Raw genomic sequence first — 18247 nt, forward strand, 5'->3', positions numbered from 1 at the left:
GCTAGCATGGGAAACTGTTCGCGATGTCTTCGCACACCTGTTCGCGATGTCCCCAGTCCATACAGGGGGGAGATTGGGTGTCATCTCTGCCTTCGCCAATTTTCAACGCTGCAAGAAAGGCGCCAGCGGCGCGGCTGGCTGATCTCCCCCCGTGTGGGGGAGATGTCCGGCAGGACAGAGGGGGGCGCCGTAGAACTCGACGCTTCCGGCTAGCCATCAGCGACGACCACGGAGCATCAGCATGAGCATCGCGCGCCTCGCCACCTTCACCGCCGGCGGCAAGACACGCTACGGCGCGATTGCCGATAAGGGCGTCGTCGACCTCTCGGCGCGTCATCCCGAATGGCCGACGCTGCGCGAGGTGATCGAGGCCGGCGCGCTCGGCAAACTCGCCGAAGAGGCCGAGGGTCTAGCAGCCGATTTCAGCGTCAAGGACATCGCGTACGAAATCCCGGTCCCCTCGCCTGAAAAGATCATCTGCGTCGGCGTCAACTATCCGGACCGCAACGAGGAGTACAAGGACGGGCAGGCCGCGCCTTCGAGCCCGTCGCTGTTCATTCGCTTCCCGCGCTCCTTCGTCGGCCATGGCGCGCCACTGGTGCGGCCGCCGGAATCACCGCAGCTCGATTATGAGGGCGAGGTCGTCATCGTCATCGGCAAGGGCGGGCGACGGATCGCCGAGGCCGATGCGCTCGGCCATATCGCGGCGCTGTCGCTGTGCAACGAAGGCACGATCCGCGACTGGGTGCGTCACGCCAAGTTCAACGTCACCCAAGGCAAGAATTTCGACCGGACCGGCTCGATCGGCCCCTGGCTGGTGCCGTTTGCCGATGAGGCGCAGATCGCCGACATTTCGCTGACCACCCGCGTCAACGGCGAGCTGCGCCAGCAGGACCGCACCGGGCGCATGATCTTTTCGTTCGCCAAGATCATCAACTACATCTCGACCTTCACCACGCTGGTGCCGGGCGATGTCATCGTCACCGGCACGCCAACGGGCGCCGGCGCCCGCTTCGACCCACCGGTCTGGCTGAAGCCGGGCGATGTGGTCGAGGTCGAGGCTGACGGCATCGGCCTGCTTCGCAACGGCGTCGTCGACGAAGGAGCCGGCCGATGATGACGGGAATGGAAGTCGAGGACGCCGCACAGCGGCTGTTCGAAGCCGAGCGCGAGCGCCGGCAGATCAGGCTGCTCAGCCTCGATTTTCCTCAGGCGACGATGGACGACGCCTATCGCGTGCAGGCGGCGCTGATGAAGCGGAAGGCCGCATCGGGACTGACCATCAAGGGCTGGAAGATCGGCCTGACCTCGAAGGCGATGCAGTCGGCGCTCAGCATCGACATTCCCGATTCCGGGATCCTGTTCGACGACATGTTCTTCGAGGACGGCGGCATAGTGCCGGCCGATCGTTTCATCCAGCCTCGCATCGAGGCCGAGATCGCCTTCGTCATGAAGGCGCCTTTGGCCGGTCCGGACATTTCCGTCGACGATGTGCTCGACGCCACCGATCACATCACGCCTGCGCTTGAAATCCTCGACACCCGCATCGAGCGGGTGAACAAGGAGACCGGCAAGATCAGGACCTTCTTCGACACGATCTCGGACAATGCGGCCAATGCCGGCATCGTCGTCGGCGGCCGCAAGGCCGGTCCGCGCGAGGCGGATCTGCGCTGGATCGGCGCCATCGTGTCGCGCAACGGCGAGGTGGAGGAGACGGGGCTCGGCGCCGGCGTGCTCGATCATCCGGCCAAGGGCATCGTCTGGCTCGCCAACCGGCTGCATCAATACGGCATGCGCATCGAAGCCGGTCAGGTCGTGCTGTCGGGCTCCTTCATCCGACCGGTCGAATGCCGGCATGGCGACGAGATCGTCTCGGATTTCGGGCCATACGGAACCATCCGCATAGGCTTCGCCTGATCGGCCTATTCCCAGCACGGATAAGAAAAAGGCCGGGCGCGAAAGCGGCCCGGCCAAGTATGAAGGTCATAACCTTCAGAGGGGAACACCGCCCGGCGCAATGGGAGGAAAACACCGAGCGATGGTGCTTATTTGGGGCCTGAACGGTGTATTTTCCACGAACGGAATTCCAAAAAAGATCGAAATTGCGAAAAAATCTCGCTCGACTGCGCGAAATCTTCAGCCAGCGGCCGATGCTTTTTCCAACAGATCGGCATAGTGACGCCGCGCCACGTCGGGGTGCGACCTCAGCCGGCTTTTCAGCACATTGGTCCCGACGTTGCGGAAGAGCGGATTGTCAGGGTCGCTGGCCGGGCCGCGCGCTTCGGCCGCCAATTCCTCGGGCAGATCGAGCAGCGGGATCGTCGCGTCGAGCCGGGCGCTGAAGAAGAACGGAACCGAAATGCGCTCGACGCCGGCCGGCGGCGTGACGACGCGATGCACGGTAGCCCTGAGATAGCCGTTCGAGGCGAGCTCGAGCAGCTCGCCGATGTTGACGACGAGCGTCTGCGGGATCGGGTCGACAACGACCCAGCTGCCGTCATATTCGACCTGCAGGCCCTTGTTCTCGTCCTGCAGCAGGAGGGTCAGGAAACCGCCATCCTTGTGCGCGCCGACGCCCTGGTCGTCGCCGGTGGCGTCGCGGCCGGGATAGCGCACGATCTTCATGCGATGGTTCGGTTCGCCGCGATAGATCGGATCGAAAACGTCCTCCGGCTGATCGAGCGACGCCGCGAAAGCCTTGAGCAGCCGGATCGCCACGTCGGTCGCCTTTGCCTGCCAGGCAAGCAGCGCCGGCTTGAGATCGGGAAATGCGGCCGGCCACTGGTTCGGACCCTGCAGCCGCGTCCAGGCCGGCACTCCCGGACCCTGCGCAATGGTCGTACGCTCGACGCCAATGTCGAGCTGCTCGCGCCAGTCGGCCTTGCCTCTGGTCAGCTCACCGCCGGCGCGCGTATAGCCACGGAACTGCGGCGACTTCACCATCTCGATGCCGAGCTTGTCGGCCTCCGGCAGCGCGAAGAAGCGGCGGGCGGCGCCCAGCACCGCATCGATCTCCGGCTGGGTGATGCCGTGGCCACTGAGATAGAAGAAGCCGACGTCGCGGGCGGCTGTGCGCAAGTCAAACAGAAAAGTTCGAAGCTCCGACGGACCCTGCTCCAAGCGATCGAGATCGAGCACCGGAATTATTCTGGGCATGGACAGGCTCCTCTTGGCGGTAACTCTTTGTTTTAGCTCCCCACCTGCACGATGACATGCACGCCATTGCGGGTGAAGAAACACACCGACCAATCTCACTGCAAACGGCGCAAGCCGGCGCTCAATTCCTGGCTTTTGCGGCAAATTGCGTTCGCATCCCGGTGCCCGCCCCTACTCGCGGCGGTCCAGCCGCGCGACCAGCCGGTCGCCGATCCACTGGATGCCGCAGACCAGCACGATGAGCACGACGACCACGGCGACCATGACGCTGGTCTCGAAACGCTGGTAGCCGTAGCGGATGGCGAGATCGCCGAGCCCGCCGGCGCCGATGGCGCCGGCCATGGCCGAGGCGCCGACCAGCGTCACCAGCGTGACCGTGAATCCGGCGACGATGCCTGGCAGCGCTTCCGGCACCAGCACCTCGCGGACGATCGTCCAGCGGTTGCCACCCATGGCGCGCGCCGCCTCGATCAGGCCGTGATCGACCTCGCGCAGCGAAACCTCGGCGATGCGGGCGTAGTAGGGCGTCGCCGCGATCGACAGCGGCACGATGGCCGCCCAGGTGCCGATCGAGGTGCCGACGATCAGGCGCGTCACGGGGATCAATGCCACCAGCAGGATGATAAAAGGAACCGAGCGGAAGCCGTTGATGATCGCGCCGAGACTACGGTTGACCCAAAGGCTCTCGGCGATGCCGCCGTGATCGGAGGCCACCAAGGCAAGGCCGAGCGGCAGGCCGAAGACCAGCGAGATGAGACCGGATGCACCGGTCATCAGCACCGTCTCCCAGATCGAGCGGAGCAGGAGTTCAAACAGGACCGGCGACATGGCCAAGCACCTCCACCCGCGCGCCGCGGTCTCTCAGGAACGTCGTTACTTGCGCGAGATGCGCGCCGACGCCGAGGACGGCGATGAACAGCGTGCCGACGGGCTGCCCCTGGACATGCTCGATACCGCCATGCACGAGGCGGAACGGACCAGGCACCGTCACGGCGAGGTCCGAAAGCAAGGCTCCGCGCGCGGCCTCGCCGGCCACATCGACCTTGAGGATCGTTTCCACGCCTTCACCTGCGACGAGCCGGCTTGCAATCCCGGGCGGCAATTGCGGCCGGATGCCGCCGAGCAGGCTGCGGGTGATCTCGGATTTCGGATCGGCGAAGACCTGCCATACGGCGCCTTCCTCGACGATCCGGCCGGCGTCGATCACCGCGACGCGATCGGCGATCGAACGGATCACCTCCATCTCATGCGTGATGAGCAGAATGGTGAGGCCGAGTCTCGAATTGATGTCTTTCAGCAAAGCGAGGATCGAGCGCGTCGTCTCCGGGTCGAGCGCCGACGTTGCCTCGTCGGACAAAAGCAGCGCCGGTCGCGCGGCCAAAGCCCTGGCGATGCCGACGCGCTGTTTCTGGCCGCCCGACAGCGAGGCCGGATAGGCCTTGGCCTTCTCCGACAGGCCGACAAGCTGCAGCAATTCCGCCGCGCGCGCCATGCGGTCGGCGCGCGGCCGCCCTTCGATCTTGAGCGGCAGCGCGACATTCTCCTCGACGGTCTTGGCCGACAGAAGATTGAAGTGCTGGAACACCATGCCGATACGACGGCGCAGCGGCTGCAGCTCGCGCTCGCTTAGACGGCCGATCTCGCGGCCCTCGATGAAGACCTCGCCGGAATCGGGCCGCTCCAGGCCGTTCAGGCAGCGGATCAGCGTCGACTTGCCGGCGCCGCTGCGGCCGATGATGCCGAGGATCTCGCCCTTCTTCACAGTAAGCGAAACACCGTCGAGGGCAGCCGTCGCGCCGAAGCGGCGCTTCAGGCCAACGAGGCGGACAACGTCTTCAAGCTCGGTCGGCTGGACGTGGACCGGATCGGCGAGTCCGGCCGAGACATGCTGGTTCATCTCTATTTCCGTTTCAGTGCGAAAATACAACGACGGCCCGCTCAGAAGCGGACCGCCCGTTCCTGCCAGCCAGGCGCCGATCAATAGGCGCTGATCCCGGTGCCCTTGTAGACCTTGTCGAATTCGGCCTTCACCGTTTCGTTCTGATAGGAAGCGACCAGCGTCTTCACCCAAGACTCGCTCTCAGCTCCGGCCTTCACCGCGATGAAGTTGCGGTAGGGATTATCGGCCACCGGTTCCTGCGCGACGCGGTTTTCGGGGCCGAGCCCGCTTTTCAGCGCCCAGTCGGTGTTGACGACGGCCGCGTCGAGATCGTCGACAGAGCGGCCGACAATGCCGGCGTCGAGCTCCTTGATCTCAAGCTTCTTCGGATTGTCGGCAATGTCGGCGGTCGTGGCCAGGATGCCGGTGCCATCCTTGAGCTTGATCAGGCCTTCATGCTCCAGGACATGCAGCGCGCGGCCCTCATTGGACGGGTCGTTGGGCAGGCCGATCACCGCGCCTTCCGGCAGGTCGGCGACCTTCGTGTGCTTCTTCGAATAGAGCCCGATCGGCCAGACGCCGGTATAGCCGACCGGCACGATGTGGTAGCCTTGCGTCTTGATCTGGTTGTCGAGATAGGGCTTGTGCTGGAAGGCGTTGGCGTCGATCTCGCCGCGCTCCAGCGCCTCGTTGGGCTGGGTGTAGTCGTTGAAGACGACGGTTTCGATGGTCAGCCCTTTCTTGGCCGCCTCGGCGGTCACGACGCGCCAGACATCCTCATCCTCGCCGCTGATGATCCCGACCTTGATCGCCTTCTTGTCCTCGGCGAAGGACGGCGACGGTCCGGCGAGGCCGACAACGGCCAGTGTCGTGGCGAAAAGCGCGGCAAGTCCGGCGCGCCTGGTGATTGACGTAACGAGAGGATTTGAAGCGTTGCCGCGTTCGGACATGATGTGTTCCTTGCGATCCTGAAATCATTTCGGCCCGGTGGGATGCGAAGCCTTGATCTCAGGATCGTCAATGCTGCCTCATTGGGCAAAGAAGCGCTTTTCCTCTCAGACGGACTGCGGAAAATATTCTCTCAAAGATTTTGTGACTTGGAGAACGTCGGCCGCCGGAGAGCGCATATCGGCGGGGTGAGAGGATGGACGCGTGCGCGCCTATGAAGCCCGTCGGGCGACGCGCCCGAGCAGTCGGCCGTCTCCCGGCAGCGATGAGACGGTCGGCAGGCCTCGTGCTTCCTGCACAGGATAGCCCAAGCGTTGCAGGCTGGCCCGCGCCAGCGCCGCATTGCTGTCGACGACCAGCAGCCCGTTCGGATCGGTCAGGCTGGCGGCCACGACAGACAGTTCCGTGCAGCCGAGCAAAGCGGCATCGGCGCCGGCCAGTTGCGCGAGGTGAAGCGCCCGCTCGGTCTCGGCCGCGGCCTGCGCGATCGAGCCGGCCTTGACGAGGCCGATGGCGCTGTCGACGCGCTCCTGGAATTCCGCGTCCGCCGGAACGCAGACCTCGAACCCCGCCGCCGAAATCCTGTGCTGATAAAAGCCGGAGACAAGCGTGCCCCGGGTTGCGAGATTCGCAACCCTGCCGCGATCCAGGGCGCGACGGATCTCCGCCACCACCGCGTCGCCAATGTGGATGATCTCGGCTGGCGAGTTCGCCGCCAGCTTTTCGTACCAATGGTGGGCGGTGTTGCAGGGCATGGCGATGCAGGCAACGCCGAGCGCGTTGAGCGTCGAGACCGCGGCCTGCAGCGGCGCCAGCGGTCCGTCATGGTTGCCGAGGATCGCTTCGGTCCTGTCGGGCAGTTGCGGCACGCTGAGGATGACGGAAGGCACATGCTCGTTGTCGCGGAGCGCTTCGGTCATCCGGGTCAGCTTGAAATAGAAGTCCGCCGATGCCAGCGGCCCCAGACCGCCGATAATGCCAAGCTGAGGACGAATGCTGTCGTCGATCATCGGGCGGGCTCGGCTTCGAGTTCTTGCGCGACGATTTCGTCAGACTGCGTCGCCTCCCTGTGGCTGGGCGCGATCATCGCCGTGCTCGCCGCGACGGTGCAGACGCTGGACAGCGTCATGAACGTATCGACAGCCGCATCCACCGCGACAAACAGGGCGAACGCCGCCTCGAAGGGTAGCTTCAGATAGCCGCAGACGATGGACATCTGGGACAGGATGAGCAGGCTGCCCATGCCGCCTGTGGTGAGCGCCAGAAGCGCCGAGACGATGCCCACAAGCAAGAGATCCGGGATCGCCAGCGGATGGCCGTAGAGCTGGGCGATGAACAGGGCGCCGGAGGTGTAGACCAGCGCCGGGCCCGTTCGCAGCAGCGCCGCCTGCAGCGGCACGAGCAGCTCGACGACCACCAGGTTGAAGCGCAGCCGCTCGCTCAACAGATTGATGACCCAGGGCAGCGAGGCGACCGAGGAGCGCGTGGTGATGGCCACCATCAGGAGCGGTTGGCAGGTCTTGATCGTGGCCCAGTAGCTCCGCCGCGAGCGTATGGCGATAATTGCAAACGCGCCGGCGAGAAATGTCAGGCAGGAAAGACCCATCACCAGCAGATAGCCGCCCATCAGCATCAGCGGCTTGGTACCGGTCGACGCGGTCTGGTCGGCGATCAGGATGAAGGTGGCGAAGGGCAATCCCCAGACGAACCAGTTGGTGAGAACCGTGCAGGCCCGGTACACCGCGTTGAGCGCCTGGGACAGGCTGAGCGACGAGGGCTGCGGAATCTTGCCCATCGCCAGCCCGAAAAGCAGGCAGAACAACAGGACCTGGATGGTCTGGCCCGAGGCCAGCGCGTTGAAGACGTTGTTTGGCACCAGATCCATGAAGATCGAATGACCGCCGTTCGGGTCCCCGGTCGGCGGCGGCGGCTGGAACGGGAATGCGAGATCGGTGGAGACGCTGCCTTGGGAATTGATGAACTCGCCGAGCTCGATGCGCGACTGTGGGTTCTCGATCTGGCCGGGCTTGAGGATCAGCGAATAGGTGCCGCTCACCAGCACGGCGAGGAACGACACGACCAGCACGGCAACGCCCACCTTGCCGAGGTAGCGGACCGATTTCGGATCCTGGACCATCGCGGTGATGGAGAAGATGACGGACGAGACCAGATAGGGCAGGACGACCATCTTGAGGAAATTCAGGTAGACCTGCGCGACAGGGCTGATCGCATGGGCGAAGGCCGGGTAATAGAGGCCGCACAGGATTCCGGCCAGGATCATGATGATCGTCGTCGCCGGGGAGCGCAGGATGCGCTTCGCCGCCGGGCGCCAATCGAAGGGCATGGGTGCGGCTACATCCGAGACGGCCATTGTCAGGCTCTGCTCCCCTGGCGATAGCGCGCGATGATCTCGTCGGTGTTGAGGACCTGCTGGCCCCTTGCCAGGTCGAGATAGAGATCGACAAAGGCCGCGAGATGCGGATTGTCCGGACTGATGCCGACCGCGATCGTATCGACCTTGTCGGTCAGCGTGATCGAGCGCGCGACGACCGTCATCGACGGATCGTCGACCATCAGCTTCTTGATCTCGAAATCGTCGCGATAGGCCAGGTCGATCGTGCCGTTGCGGATCGCATCGACAACCGTATTCCAGCCCGCGAAGCGCTGGATGGTGGCATGCGGGAAAGTGGTCGCCGCATAGGTGGCGAAGGACGAGCCTTCGATGACGCCGAGATCGCCGGAGAAATCGCGGATGATCTGCTCAGGCGGCTCGCCCTGCGCGATGCGTGCCAGGTTCACGCGGTTGGCGAGCAACCCCTGGTGCAGCATCGCGTAGGGCCGGGAATAGAGGATCGAGCGACCGCGCTGAAGGGTGCGGCTCAACTTGCCAATCGCCAGGTCCGCCTCACCGGAAGTCAGCTTTTGCACCATGGCGTCGAAGGTCACGGCAGACCGGTCGAACACCGGTTCGACGCCGAGCTCCGCGGCTATGCCGCGCGCTAGGTCCATATCGATGCCGCTGTTCCCAGAGCCGTCAGCCGGAAAGAACGGATCGGACGCGAAGGCCGGCATGGCGATGCGCAGCTTGTTGTCGCTGACGATGAGTTTTGGAGCGTCTTGCGCCTGGGCCGGCGTGGCCGCGGCTTGCGCCTGCGCAACGAGCAGCCCTCCGCCTCCGGCTGCAAACAGCGTGCGACGTGTAAGCGGCATGCCCATTCTCAATTCGTGCAGGAGAGCCGGACAACAGATCTGACAATGCGCAGTATGCATGCCGAAGTTAAGTAAAGGTATATTTTATTTTGCCTTTTTTACATTGCAGATCGCTAAAACGGCATCAGGAAATATGCATACTTTCTAAAATAGCAAGCCGCGGCAGGGCGTGTTATTGCACGTTTCGCGCAGTGGGTCGTCAGAACGTCTCGACCCACGGCCTCAACTCGACCTCGAAGCTCCAGGCGCTGCGATGCTGGCGATGGACGGCGAGATAGGTCTCGGCGATCGCGTCGGGCGACAGGCGGCGGTCCGGACGGTCCGCGTCCGCGGCCTGCCCGGCCGGCTCGATCTGGCCGTCGATGATGAAATGCGCGACGTGGATGTTCTTCGGGCCGAGCTCGCGCGCCATCGATTGCGCCAGCCCGCGCAGGCCGAATTTCGGCATGGCGAAACCGGCCGAGCCGGAAAAGCCCTTGAGGCTTGCGCTGGCGCCGGTGAACAGGATCGAGCCGGAGCCGCGCGCTATAAGCCGGCGCGCCGCCTGCTGGCCGACCAGGAAGCCGCCATAGGCGCCGACGAGCAGGGCTTGCTTGACAGCTTCGGGATCGAGCTCGGCGATCGGCCCGCGCGTGCGGCCGCTGGCGTTGAAGACGGCAATTTTGAGCGGGCCTGCCTTGTCGGCCGCCTCGAACAGCCGCTCGACGGAAGCGGCGTCCGACACGTCGGTTTCCACCGCCTGCGCGCCGGTTTCCTTGACCAGCGCGGCCAGTTTGTCGACGTTGCGGGCGGCAAGGACGACACGGAAACCCTCCTTGGCGAGAAGCCGCGCCAGCGAGGCGCTTAGCCCGGAGCCGGCGCCTGCGATCACCGCAACATTGGCTGCCATGACGTTTCCTCCTTGAGGTACCTCGATGTCGAACCCGCAGGCTCGCGCCTTTGGCGACAAGAGGCAAGAACGTGGTTGCTCGATTTTCGCCATTTGGCGCAAAAGGCAGCCGCATGGGCGCAGTGGAAGACTTGCCTGCGGGGCCGAACCGTCCGACACGTGGATGAAGGGCGATTCGAGGAACGACCATGGAACCAATCTGGGCCGTCGGCCTGATGACCGGCACGGTACTCGACGGCAATATCGACGTGGCGCTGATCAAGACCGATGGCGAGCGCGTCGCCGACACCGGCACCTACACGCTGGCCCCCTACCCGCAGTCGATCCGCGCCTTGCTCGAAGAGACGCTGCGCCAGGCGCGCGCCTGGAGTTTCGAGGGACCGGAGCCGGCGATTTTTCGCGAAGCCGAGGAGGCGCTGACGCGCGCGCAATCGGCGGCGGTCAGGGTTCTGGTCGAGAGCCAGGGCATGCGAATGACCGATATCGGCGTCGTCGGCTTCCACGGCCAGACCGTGCTGCATCGCGCGCCGCAGCCTGGCAAGATCGGGAAGACTCGCCAGCTCGGCGACGGCGAGCTGATGGCTTCGCTGCTCGGCACCAGGGTCGCCTATGATTTCCGCTCGGCCGATGTCGCGGCCGGCGGGCAAGGCGCGCCATTGGCCGCCGCCTATCATGCGGCGCTGCTTAAAGAGGCGGACGCCAGCGGCGACACCGCCGTGCTCAATCTCGGCGGCGTCGGCAACATCACCTGGTGGGACGGCAAGGACAATATCGTCGCCTTCGACACCGGCCCGGCCAATGCGCCGGTCAACGATTTCATCAAGTCGAAAAGCCTCGGCGAGATGGACCGCGACGGCAAGCTGGCTGCAGCCGGCAAGGTCGACGAGGAGCGGCTCGCCCAGCTGCTCAAGCATCCGTATCTCACCAAACCCTATCCAAAATCGCTCGACCGCTTCGACTTCACCGCGGCGATGGCCGAGGGGCTCGGCGCGGAGGACGGCGCGGCGACACTGACGGCCTTCACCGTGTCGGCCGTCGGCAAGGCGCTCGACCTGTTGCCGCGCCGGCCGAAGCGGCTGGCGGTCAGCGGCGGCGGCCGGCACAACCCGACGATGATGGCGATGCTCGAGAGCCGCGCCGGCGTCGAGGTCGTGCAGGCCGAGACATTGGGATGGAAGGGCGACGCGGTGGAGGCGGAGTGTTTTGCTTTCCTCGCCGTGCGCGTGCTGCGCGGCCTGCCGATCAGCTTTCCAAGCACCACCGGCGCGCCCGCGCCGATGCACGGCGGAAAGCTGGCTGGCTGATCAGGACGGCAGCTTCTTCTGCAGGAAGATGCGGCTGCGGCCGTTGGGGAAGTCAGGCAGTTCGCCGAACGGTTTGTAGCCCTGGCGTCGATAGACCTTTTCGGCGATTGGATTGAAGGTGTCTATCAAGGCGCCGTGGCAGCCACGCGCGATCGCTTCCTGTTCGGCGGCGTCGAGCATGCCGGCGGCAACGCCCTTCCCGCGCAGCTTTTCGTCGACCCACAGCCACTGCACGTAGAGCCACCCCCAGGCGGTGTAGCCGGAAATACCGGCAACGAGGGCGCCGGTTTCGCCGCGCACGAAAACCGCCAGCGACTTTCGGTCCGACGCGCCGACATCGGCATCGTTGAAGGCGGTGAGACTTCCGCTCAGGAAAGCGAGGTCCTGCGGCGAGGGCTCGGCGGTGATCTCGAGGCTCGTCTTCATCGGCTGCGACTCCGGTTCGCAAGCCAGGCTTTTAGAGCAATTCCAGGGACAGTGCGAAACGGTTTCCGGCCGCAAGCGAAGAGTAAGGCAGGCCTGTTACCGGTGACCGACTGACCGCCATGCCGCGGCGGCCGCCGCCAGCAGCATCAGTCCCGCGGCGATCAAGGCGCAGTTGGCGAAGCCGAGGGTCGTGTAGAGCGGGCCGAAGCCTGCGGTGCCGACGGTGACGGCAAGATAGGTGACCGCGCTGTTCAGACCCATGATGGTGCCGCGCCGCGCCGGATCGAGCGCGGTGAGGCGCATGACCAGCACGTTCAGCCCGAAATGGTTGGCAAGGCCCCAGACGGCGATCGTCGCGATCAGCAGGCCGAAGCCGCCGCTGGCCAGGGCAATCGCGACATAGACGGCGGCGACCAGCAGATAGGCGAAGGGCATGACGCGGCGCGCGCCGAGGCGATCGATGACGCCATCGAGCAAGGCGGCCGCGCCGAAACCGAGACCATAGGCGACCGCCGCCAGGCCGTTGGCGCTGACCGGCTCGCCGAGAGCTTCATGGAGATGATCGCCGAGATAGCCATAGACGCCATAGAAGGCGGTCATGAAGGCGCCGCAGGCAATGAGCAGCGACACGATACCGGGAACGGCGAGCGCGCCGAGCGGCGACGGCGCGGGGCCGCTTTTCCTGACGTCGTGCAGCGAACTCATCGCCAGGCCGGCAACGGCCGCTCCCGCGAGCAGCGCAACGGCCGCGAAGACGGCGCGCCAATGGATGAGATCGGCAATCACGGCCGACAGCGAGACACCGGCGACCATGGAAAGCGTCCAGCCGGTCAGCACCACCCCGATGGTGCCGCTCTCGCGGCCGGGCGGCGCGATGGCGGCCGAGCTGGCATAGATCGCCGGCATGGCGATACCGGCGGCGATGCCGGCAACGAGCTGAGCGGCCACAAGCATCGACACCGTCGGCGCCAAGGCACTGGCGACCAGCGCGATGGCCAGCAACAGCAATGCGCCCTGCAGCATGCGGCGCGCGCCGATCCGGTCGATGTAGCGGGCAAGGAAGAGCGCGCTAGCCGACGTGCCGAGGCCGAAGGCGGCGGCCGCCGTCATCACCGCCGGCACGCTGGCGCCGAACGATGCCGCGACGGCGGGCGCAATCGGGCCGAGAACCAGCGAATTGGAGCCGATGACGGCGATGCAGCCCGTCAGCAGATAGGCGGCGGCCGGGATCGGCGCGCGGGGCGCCTCGGTCATAATTGCTGATTGATTGCCGTTCGACATATCATCATAATGGCCGAATTAAATTCCGCATCAATGGAGAATTTCCATATGGACGCAGAAACAGATGACATTCAGCGGAACAAGAAACCGACCCGCGAGGTCGACCCGATCGACCGAAAGATATTAGGCGTCCTGGTCGAGGACGCGACCATCAGCTATGCCGAGCTCGGCGAGCGCGTCGGCCTGTCGCCGCCGGCGGCGCATGAGCGGGTCAAGCGGCTGAAGCGCAGCGGCGCCATCCGCGCCACGTCAGCGATCATCGATCCAAGGGCGGTGAAGAAGCCGCTGCTTGCCTTCGTGCATATCGACACCAGGGGCTGGGGCAAGACGCCGGAGCTGATGGCGGTCTCGAAATATCCGGAGGTCGAGGAGATCCACACGGTCGCCGGCGACACCTGCATGCTGCTCAAGGTGCGCACCGAGGACACACGCGCGCTCGAAGGCCTGCTGGCCCGCCTCTACGACACGCCCGGCGTCACCTCGACGCGCAGCTATGTCGTGCTCTCGACCTATCTCGAGCGTCCAGTGCAGCCGGAGATCACGAGCGAATGGCCGGCGCCTAAGCATATGGCGACACCGGTTTATTAAGTCGCTGCGCGCTGGCGGCGCCTGGAACGCGCCAGCAGGTAGAAAGCCGCGACATGCGTGATCATCAACAGCGGCACGTAGAGGATCGGGATGGCGTAGGTAGCGCCCAACTGCCCGGCATGGTCAGCAAGGTCGAGCACCGTGCCGTGATAGTAGTCGCCGACAAGGTCCGCCACGCCCACGAGGTTGAAGGCGACGACCAACGGCCAGAAGATCGCGGGCCTCGCCACCGCGGCCAGCGCGAGCATGGCGAGCAGGCCGGTCGCGAGGTCGCCATAGGCGGCAAAACCGGTAAAGCTGGCGGGCAGGTCCGGTCCCGTGACGCCTGGGACGAGGAAGACGAGCCCGAAGAAGCGGAAGCTGTGCAGCATGGCGATGGCGCGCTGCGCCTCTATCGGCTCCATCGATCTCAGCCTTGGCCAGATATAGGCGGCGAAACAAAGCAGCCACGGCACGTAGCCAAGCGCAAGATGGATGTTGAAGATCATCGCAGGTGACATCCTTGCCTCCTTAGTTTCGCGCAATTGCGGACGGAAGGCTACGGCGAAGCCGCCGAGCCTGACCGCCGAACGCTTTCCTGGAATTGCTCAGTTGACCGGAACGGCCTCGAACACCGCGGTCAGGATGCCCAGCCGTCCCTCCATGAGGTTGCGTCCGAGATTGGTGGCGAATTCGGCGAAACCCTGGCCCATGACGACCCCGAGATTGAGCGACGCCGGCGGACCGGAGGCGCGGAGCTCGGCGAACCAGGCCTTGGCTATGGCCGTGTCGTCACGGCGGACGAGCGTGCCGAAGCCGGCGGCTTCGATCGCCTCGCAGGTCGCTTCGGCCTCCAGCAGGAAGCTTTCGCCAGGCGTCCTCGCCCACGGAACCGGATAGCGCGGATCGCCGCCGTTGAGCACGACGTCGAAGGTGGCGAATTTTCCGCCCGGTTTCAGCACGCGCCTGATCTCGCGGTAGAGCGTGGGCCGGTCGGCGATGTTCATCGCCACATGCTGCAAAAGCGCGGCGTCGAAGCGGCCATCCTCGAAGGGAAGCGACAAAGCGCTGCCGGCTTCGAACGACACTTTGCCGGCCTGCCCGGTTCGCGCCGTGAGATAACGCGCGGCCTCGACGAAGGGTTCGCTGAGATCAATGCCGGTCACCGCGCAGCCATATGTCGCCTCCAGGAAGCGAGCCGGCCCGCCGACGCCAGATCCGACGTCGAGCACGGACATGCCGGCGGTGATGACGGCAAGATCGGCGAGCTCCGCTGTCGCGGCCAGCCCGCGGGTGTGGAACTGGTCGAGCGTGGCCAGTTGCTCGGGCTTCAGCCGCTGTTGTTCGGGTCCAAACACCGCCAGCGCGGTCTTCAACCGATCGGTCAGGCCGGTCGCGCGGTAGTGATCGCGCACGCTATCGAGTTCATCGGTCATTGCCACTTCCTTTCAGGCTTCGAGGTCACGCAAGAAATACGGCCGCTTTCTGCCGGCAACTATCCGCGATAATGTCGATGGGTCATGAAGCAGAACTTCACAGTCAGGCACGGCGCGCTCGATGGTATCGAGGCGTTCCTGAGCGTGGCCAAGCACCGCAATTTCCGCAAAGCGGCGGCCGAGCTTGCCGTCACCCCGTCGGCGATCAGCCAGGCGATACGAACGCTCGAGGCGCGCATCGGCGCCGCGCTCTTTATCCGCACCACGCGAAGCGTCGGCCTGACGGAAGCCGGCGAGCGCTTCTTCGCCCGTGCCCGGCCCGCCTTCGAGGAACTGATCGCGGCAAGCGAGATCGCGCGCGGGATGGGCCAGCGGCCGGCGGGGCTGTTGCGCCTTTCGGTGCCGCCGGCCGTGGTGCCGATGCTGCTGGAGCCGATGATCGCCTCCTTTGCCCAAGCCTATCCCGAGATCGAGCTGGAGATCGTCGCCAGCGGCGAGTTCGCCGATCTCGCCGCCGAAGGGTTCGATGCCGGCATCCGCATGGGCGATCTGATCGCCCCCGACATGATCGCGGTCCGGCTGACGCCATCCTTCCCCATGGCGGTCGTCGGCAGTCCGGATTATCTGCGCCGGCGCGCGATGCCGGAGCGCATCGAGGACCTGCGCGACCATGCCTGCCTGCGCCTGCGCCGGTCGAACGGTTCGGTCGCGCCCTGGTCCTTCGTCGACGGCAACAAGACCGTCGAGGCTATCGTCTCGGGACCACTGATTGCACACGACTATCCTTCGCTTCTCGGCGCGGCGATCCAGGGTGTCGGGCTGGCGCAGGTGCCGGGCCCGATCGCCGAAGCGCCGATCGCCGACGGGCGTCTCCAGGCGCTGCTTAGCCGCTTCGCGGCGACCACGCCGGGCGTTTTTCTCTATTATCCGGAAAGGCATCAGGTTCTGCCCAAACTGCGCGCCTTCATCGACCACATCAGGCAAACCGAGCGGCGTTGACGCCTCGCCGAAGCGATCAGGCCGGCGACGGAAAGCCGGCGCTTCACTGGGCGGGCCGTGAGCGCGGATATTCGAGCTGCATGGCGACGAAATCGGTGGTGCGCGCGCCGTAGCGCGCCGTGATGTCCTCGAGCGTCCGGTCTAAGGCTTTCGCCGGTGGCGTGTCCGCCATGGCCGGAACCGTCCGGTCCGCAGGCCAGCCGGCGGCGACCCGATCGGGCAGGATGCGGATGCCGTCGCGGCTGACGACGGCGCCATCCTTCGCGGCAAAGGTAATCGCGGCGGAACGGAAAGTGCGCGACCAGGCGTCGGCCGCCAGCGCCAGCGACACCTCGTCCATGCCCGGCGTCAGCGGAATGCCGAGCTGCTCATGGTTGAAGAAGGCGAGCGTGTTGCCGATCGCCGTCAACGCGAAAGGCCGCGTGAACTTGAAAGCGCCACTGTCGTGCCGCGCGTCCCAGCGATCGAGCCCAAGATCGCGGGCGACGGCCTCGGCTTTTTCTCGGCCCGCAATCGCCTCGATCAGGGTCAGCATCATCGGCATCGACGCGGTGACGCCGGTGGTGGTCGCGACATTCCCGTCGACGACGTAGCGGCGATCGGCGACATAACGGATCGTTGGATGTTTTTGGCGCAATTCCTTCAGCGAATACCAGTGCGTCGTCGCGCGCCTGCCGTCGAGCAAGCCGCTGGCGCCAACCACCGTGGCACCGACGCAGACGCTGATCACCATGGCCCCCTTGGCCGACTGGTCCCTGATCCATTTCAACACGTCCGGATCGTCGTCGCGCATCATGGCGGGAACGATGACATAGTCGGCGCCTTCCGGATGCTGGGTATCGAAAGCATCCGTCGTCGCATCCGGTTCGACGCGCAAGGCCGGGTGCAGTTGCACCGGTCCGGGCTGGGTCGCCAGCGCCACGACATCGGCGACATCGGCGCGGCGCAGGATGCCGTAGGGCATCAGATAGTCGGTGGTCTCGGCGCCGTCATTGACGCCGATGATCGCGATCAGCGGGCGCTGACGCTTGGGCTTCAGTGCGGCGAGCGTGGCCTCGGCCTCCTTGGGGTCGATCGCCAGTCGCACTGCGGCAACGGATGTCGAGGGCAGAGAAAAGAGCCAAGCGCCTGCCACCACCGCAAACAGCGCGACAATGCCAAGCGTGCTCCACAAAAGCATTCGGAAACTCATATCCTGCCCTTTCACCCTAAACACTTGACCGGCAGGCTAGCTCGGATAGGTTTTGGCTGAAATGACATATATCGGGCAAAAACTGCCATGCGCCGGACAATAGGCATCGTCATTCATCCGGGCTTCCAGCTTCTGGACGTCGCCGGCCCCGCGGCTGCCTTCGAGTTGGCCGAGCACTATCAGCCCGGCAGCTACAGCCTCGATATGCTGGCGCCAAGCGGCGGCGAGGTCGAGAGCTCGTCGGGCATGCGGCTTTCGGCAGGTCCTCTGTCCGACACCGAGCCGCTCGACACGGCGATCGTTTCCGGCGGCGAGATCATCCGCTCGATGACGGCAGCCCAGGACATCGTCGCCTGGCTGCGGGGCGCAAAGCCCCGCCGGACGGCAAGCGTATGCACCGGGGCCTATCTGCTTGCGGAAGCAGGGCTGCTCGACGGGCGGTCCGCCACAACGCATTGGTGGAGCACCGACGATTTTGCCCGCCGCTATCCGAAGGTGAAGCTCGACGCCGAGCGCATCTTCATCCAGGACGGCAGCGTGTGGACGTCGGCCGGCATCTCCGCCGGCATCGATCTCGCGCTGGCGCTGATCGAGGACGATCTCGGCCCGGCGATCGCGCGCCGCACGGCGCAGCAGCTCGTCGTCCACCAGCGCCATGCGCGGCAAGCTCGCCGAGACGCTGACCGTCGAGCGTCTCGCCGACCGCGCCGCCATGAGCCCGCGCAACTTTGCCCGCGCCTTCGCAGCGGAGACCGGCGCCACGCCGGCAAAGGCCGTGGAGCGGCTGCGCCTCGAAGCCGCGCGGATGGCGGTGGAAACCAGCAACGCGCCGCTCGACCGCATCGCCGAACAGAGCGGCTTCGGCGATGCCGGGCGCATGCGGCGCGCCTTCATGAGGAGCTTCGGCCAACCGCCCCAGGCATTGAGGCGTGTGCCGACACCGAGGTGAACTGCCAGGGC

General features: G+C 65.4%; 18 protein-coding genes and 1 pseudogene. 6 read left to right on the forward strand and 13 right to left on the reverse strand.

Annotated features, from left to right (window positions below):
* The first annotated feature begins 241 nt into the window (after nucleotides 1-241).
* The gene (locus FJ956_RS17590) at nucleotides 242-1117 is read left to right on the forward strand and encodes a fumarylacetoacetate hydrolase family protein (protein ID WP_140684516.1); all 876 of its coding nucleotides are present in this window, start codon (nucleotides 242-244) and stop codon (nucleotides 1115-1117) included.
* Entirely contained in the window at nucleotides 1114-1917 is an 804-nt protein-coding gene (gene hpaH, locus FJ956_RS17595; protein ID WP_181170394.1) for a 2-oxo-hept-4-ene-1,7-dioate hydratase, read from the forward strand. The genes FJ956_RS17590 and hpaH overlap by 4 nt, the downstream gene beginning before the upstream one ends.
* Before the next feature lie 219 nt (nucleotides 1918-2136).
* Here the strand turns inward: hpaH and FJ956_RS17600 are convergent, their stop codons facing one another.
* From FJ956_RS17600 to FJ956_RS17635, 8 genes are all read right to left on the reverse strand, one after another.
* The gene (locus FJ956_RS17600) at nucleotides 2137-3156 is read right to left on the reverse strand and encodes an isopenicillin N synthase family oxygenase (RefSeq protein WP_140684514.1); all 1020 of its coding nucleotides are present in this window, start codon (nucleotides 3154-3156) and stop codon (nucleotides 2137-2139) included.
* A 171-nt stretch (nucleotides 3157-3327) separates the two neighbouring features.
* Entirely contained in the window at nucleotides 3328-3984 is a 657-nt protein-coding gene (locus FJ956_RS17605) for a methionine ABC transporter permease (RefSeq protein ID WP_140684512.1), read from the reverse strand.
* The gene (locus FJ956_RS17610) at nucleotides 3965-5053 is read right to left on the reverse strand and encodes a methionine ABC transporter ATP-binding protein (protein WP_140684510.1); all 1089 of its coding nucleotides are present in this window, start codon (nucleotides 5051-5053) and stop codon (nucleotides 3965-3967) included. The genes FJ956_RS17605 and FJ956_RS17610 overlap by 20 nt, the downstream gene beginning before the upstream one ends.
* 80 nt (nucleotides 5054-5133) lie before the next feature.
* Nucleotides 5134-5985 (reverse strand): MetQ/NlpA family lipoprotein, encoded by an 852-nt coding sequence (locus tag FJ956_RS17615; RefSeq protein WP_140684508.1) that lies wholly within the window; start codon nucleotides 5983-5985, stop codon nucleotides 5134-5136.
* 210 nt (nucleotides 5986-6195) lie between these two features.
* Nucleotides 6196-6993, reverse strand: coding sequence for an amino acid racemase (locus FJ956_RS17620; RefSeq protein WP_140684506.1), 798 nt, complete (start codon nucleotides 6991-6993; stop codon nucleotides 6196-6198).
* Nucleotides 6990-8354 (reverse strand): cation:dicarboxylase symporter family transporter, encoded by a 1365-nt coding sequence (locus tag FJ956_RS17625; protein WP_140684504.1) that lies wholly within the window; start codon nucleotides 8352-8354, stop codon nucleotides 6990-6992. Before FJ956_RS17625 ends, FJ956_RS17620 begins: the two co-directional genes overlap by 4 nt.
* A gap of 2 nt (nucleotides 8355-8356) precedes the next feature.
* Nucleotides 8357-9193: a transporter substrate-binding domain-containing protein gene (locus FJ956_RS17630; RefSeq protein WP_181170393.1), complete on the reverse strand. Its 837-nt coding sequence runs from the start codon at nucleotides 9191-9193 to the stop codon at nucleotides 8357-8359.
* Between the two features lie 199 nt (nucleotides 9194-9392).
* Nucleotides 9393-10082, reverse strand: a complete 690-nt coding sequence (locus tag FJ956_RS17635) for an SDR family NAD(P)-dependent oxidoreductase (protein ID WP_140684502.1) — start codon at nucleotides 10080-10082, stop codon at nucleotides 9393-9395.
* 188 nt (nucleotides 10083-10270) lie between these two features.
* On the opposite strand from FJ956_RS17635, the gene FJ956_RS17640 reads away from it, so the two are divergent.
* On the forward strand, nucleotides 10271-11386 hold the full coding sequence (locus tag FJ956_RS17640) for an anhydro-N-acetylmuramic acid kinase (protein WP_140684500.1): 1116 nt from the start codon (nucleotides 10271-10273) through the stop codon (nucleotides 11384-11386).
* Here FJ956_RS17640 and FJ956_RS17645 read toward each other — a convergent pair whose 3' ends face one another.
* Nucleotides 11387-11812 carry a GNAT family N-acetyltransferase gene (locus FJ956_RS17645; protein WP_140684498.1) on the reverse strand — a complete coding sequence of 142 codons (426 nt, stop codon included), beginning with the start codon at nucleotides 11810-11812 and terminating at the stop codon, nucleotides 11387-11389.
* A gap of 96 nt (nucleotides 11813-11908) precedes the next feature.
* Nucleotides 11909-13093: an MFS transporter gene (locus tag FJ956_RS17650; RefSeq protein ID WP_140684496.1), complete on the reverse strand. Its 1185-nt coding sequence runs from the start codon at nucleotides 13091-13093 to the stop codon at nucleotides 11909-11911.
* 48 nt (nucleotides 13094-13141) lie between these two features.
* Between FJ956_RS17650 and FJ956_RS17655 the strand changes: the two genes are divergently transcribed.
* Entirely contained in the window at nucleotides 13142-13681 is a 540-nt protein-coding gene (locus FJ956_RS17655; RefSeq protein WP_140684494.1) for an Lrp/AsnC family transcriptional regulator, read from the forward strand.
* Here FJ956_RS17655 and FJ956_RS17660 read toward each other — a convergent pair.
* Both FJ956_RS17660 and FJ956_RS17665 read right to left on the reverse strand, forming a co-directional pair.
* Nucleotides 13678-14181, reverse strand: coding sequence for a hypothetical protein (locus tag FJ956_RS17660; RefSeq protein WP_140684492.1), 504 nt, complete (start codon nucleotides 14179-14181; stop codon nucleotides 13678-13680). The two genes, FJ956_RS17655 and FJ956_RS17660, sit on opposite strands and share 4 nt — an antisense overlap.
* Nucleotides 14182-14268: 87 nt before the next feature.
* Nucleotides 14269-15096 carry a class I SAM-dependent methyltransferase gene (locus FJ956_RS17665; RefSeq protein ID WP_140684490.1) on the reverse strand — a complete coding sequence of 276 codons (828 nt, stop codon included), beginning with the start codon at nucleotides 15094-15096 and terminating at the stop codon, nucleotides 14269-14271.
* An 84-nt stretch (nucleotides 15097-15180) separates the two neighbouring features.
* Here FJ956_RS17665 and FJ956_RS17670 point away from each other — a divergent pair, with 84 nt between their 5' ends.
* Entirely contained in the window at nucleotides 15181-16095 is a 915-nt protein-coding gene (locus tag FJ956_RS17670) for a LysR family transcriptional regulator (RefSeq protein WP_140684488.1), read from the forward strand.
* A gap of 43 nt (nucleotides 16096-16138) precedes the next feature.
* Here FJ956_RS17670 and FJ956_RS17675 read toward each other — a convergent pair whose 3' ends face one another.
* The gene (locus FJ956_RS17675) at nucleotides 16139-17287 is read right to left on the reverse strand and encodes a DJ-1/PfpI family protein (protein WP_140684486.1); all 1149 of its coding nucleotides are present in this window, start codon (nucleotides 17285-17287) and stop codon (nucleotides 16139-16141) included.
* A gap of 87 nt (nucleotides 17288-17374) precedes the next feature.
* Between FJ956_RS17675 and FJ956_RS17680 the strand changes: the two are divergent.
* A pseudogene (locus tag FJ956_RS17680) lies at nucleotides 17375-18236 on the forward strand (GlxA family transcriptional regulator).
* The last annotated feature ends 11 nt before the right edge of the window (nucleotides 18237-18247 follow it).

The organism is Mesorhizobium sp. B2-4-3 (assembly GCF_006442815.1).
Taxonomy (GTDB): Bacteria; Pseudomonadota; Alphaproteobacteria; order Rhizobiales; family Rhizobiaceae; genus Mesorhizobium.

Coding starts and splice junctions, on each gene's coding strand:
- FJ956_RS17590 (WP_140684516.1), top strand. CDS start 242: ATGAGCATCGCGCGCCTCGCCACCTTCACCGCCGGCGGCAAGACACGC.
- hpaH (WP_181170394.1), top strand. CDS start 1,114: ATGATGACGGGAATGGAAGTCGAGGACGCCGCACAGCGGCTGTTCGAA.
- FJ956_RS17600 (WP_140684514.1), bottom strand. CDS start 3,156: ATGCCCAGAATAATTCCGGTGCTCGATCTCGATCGCTTGGAGCAGGGT.
- FJ956_RS17605 (WP_140684512.1), bottom strand. CDS start 3,984: ATGTCGCCGGTCCTGTTTGAACTCCTGCTCCGCTCGATCTGGGAGACG.
- FJ956_RS17610 (WP_140684510.1), bottom strand. CDS start 5,053: ATGAACCAGCATGTCTCGGCCGGACTCGCCGATCCGGTCCACGTCCAG.
- FJ956_RS17615 (WP_140684508.1), bottom strand. CDS start 5,985: ATGTCCGAACGCGGCAACGCTTCAAATCCTCTCGTTACGTCAATCACC.
- FJ956_RS17620 (WP_140684506.1), bottom strand. CDS start 6,993: ATGATCGACGACAGCATTCGTCCTCAGCTTGGCATTATCGGCGGTCTG.
- FJ956_RS17625 (WP_140684504.1), bottom strand. CDS start 8,354: ATGGCCGTCTCGGATGTAGCCGCACCCATGCCCTTCGATTGGCGCCCG.
- FJ956_RS17630 (WP_181170393.1), bottom strand. CDS start 9,193: ATGCCGCTTACACGTCGCACGCTGTTTGCAGCCGGAGGCGGAGGGCTG.
- FJ956_RS17635 (WP_140684502.1), bottom strand. CDS start 10,082: ATGGCAGCCAATGTTGCGGTGATCGCAGGCGCCGGCTCCGGGCTAAGC.
- FJ956_RS17640 (WP_140684500.1), top strand. CDS start 10,271: ATGGAACCAATCTGGGCCGTCGGCCTGATGACCGGCACGGTACTCGAC.
- FJ956_RS17645 (WP_140684498.1), bottom strand. CDS start 11,812: ATGAAGACGAGCCTCGAGATCACCGCCGAGCCCTCGCCGCAGGACCTC.
- FJ956_RS17650 (WP_140684496.1), bottom strand. CDS start 13,093: ATGTCGAACGGCAATCAATCAGCAATTATGACCGAGGCGCCCCGCGCG.
- FJ956_RS17655 (WP_140684494.1), top strand. CDS start 13,142: ATGGACGCAGAAACAGATGACATTCAGCGGAACAAGAAACCGACCCGC.
- FJ956_RS17660 (WP_140684492.1), bottom strand. CDS start 14,181: ATGTCACCTGCGATGATCTTCAACATCCATCTTGCGCTTGGCTACGTG.
- FJ956_RS17665 (WP_140684490.1), bottom strand. CDS start 15,096: ATGACCGATGAACTCGATAGCGTGCGCGATCACTACCGCGCGACCGGC.
- FJ956_RS17670 (WP_140684488.1), top strand. CDS start 15,181: ATGAAGCAGAACTTCACAGTCAGGCACGGCGCGCTCGATGGTATCGAG.
- FJ956_RS17675 (WP_140684486.1), bottom strand. CDS start 17,287: ATGAGTTTCCGAATGCTTTTGTGGAGCACGCTTGGCATTGTCGCGCTG.